This window comes from Bacillus sp. JJ1127, assembly GCF_036965845.1.
In the GTDB taxonomy this organism is placed as follows: domain Bacteria; phylum Bacillota; class Bacilli; order Bacillales; family Bacillaceae_G; genus Bacillus_A.
In genome coordinates, this window is sequence record NZ_JBALQK010000454.1 from 1 (window position 1) to 1,304 (window position 1,304).

Annotated in this window: 1 protein-coding gene; it reads right to left on the reverse strand. The window is 37.3% G+C overall.

Annotated elements, in window-relative coordinates; all coding sequences use genetic code 11:
* Window positions 1-61: 61 nt before the first annotated feature.
* Entirely contained in the window at window positions 62-844 is a 783-nt protein-coding gene (locus V7183_RS25830; RefSeq protein ID WP_097898984.1) for a TIGR00266 family protein, read from the reverse strand.
* Between the last annotated feature and the right edge of the window lie 460 nt (window positions 845-1,304).

The window sequence follows — 1,304 nt, forward strand, 5'->3', positions numbered from 1 at the left end:
ATAGCGGGATAAATAAAAAAATCGCTACGTCATCATACGTAGCGATTTGCCTTGATCGATTTTACTCTTTCCCATCTAGAAGGCGACCAAGTCCTCCTAAAACACTGCCTTCACCGCTGCTTTGAGCTGCTGGGCTTGCAATACGCGCTGCTAAACGACTAAGTGTTAAAGATTGGATCCAAACTGTTCCTGGACCTTCTAATGTTGCGAAGAATAAGCCTTCACCGCCAAATAACGCAGTTTTTACGTTACCTACGAATTGAATATCATAGTTAATATCTTTCGTCATCGCAACAAGACACCCTGTATCAATGCGGAGTTTTTCACCAGGCTTAAGTTCACGTTTATATACTGTGCCGCCTGCGTGCATGAAAGCAAGTCCATCACCTTCAAGTTTTTGCATAATAAAGCCTTCACCGCCAAAGAAGCCGCTGCCTATTTTTTTCGTGAATTCAATTCCGATAGAAACACCTTTTGCAGCGCAAAGAAATGCATCTTTTTGACAAACTACTTTACCTTGATATTCTGTTAAATCAACTGGAACGATTTTTCCAGGGTACGGTGCAGCAAATGATACGTGACGTTTGCCATGACCTGTGTTTGTAAATACAGTCATAAACATGCTTTCACCTGTAACAAGACGCTTACCAGCACCCATTAATTTACCGAAAAGGCCGCTAGATTGACTAGCTCCATCACCGAAAATTGTTTCCATTTCGATATGGTCTTCCATCATCATCATGGCTCCAGCTTCTGCAATCACGCTTTCTTCTGGATCTAATTCGATTTCAACGAACTGCATATCATCCCCGTATAATTTATACTCAATTTCATGTGCTTTCATTATTTCACCTCATATGTAATAGATACTAATATTGTACAGAAATTAAAGGAATTAGAAAACTATCGTTTTGTTAATTTTCAAATAAAAAATAATAAATAGGAATGAACGCACATACCCATCGACTTAAAAAAGTATTCTGCCCGCAAATAGCGGAATAAAAAACGCCATTATTTCTAAACAAGTTAGCTGAGGAAGGATGAAATTTTCTTATGAATTTATCAATCCAATATCAGAAGGCCTATATTTTTTTATTATTTTAACCGAGAACCCCCCTTCCTCTAAACGAAGTGAAGATGGGGGTAGTTCAATTACTGTATTGACATTAAAGTAACTTGAAAGTTTACACTACTTATTAGTACGATACAAAGTCCATTAACTATAGAATGAGGGAAGTAACATGGTTGCAGGTAACAGAAAAAATTATCTTTAGCCTTAGGATGATTCAATTTATTTATTGTAT

Bases quoted from the DNA above. Each gene is read 5' to 3' on its own strand.
- V7183_RS25830 (WP_097898984.1), bottom strand. From the start codon at position 844: ATGAAAGCACATGAAATTGAGTATAAATTATACGGGGATGATATGCAG.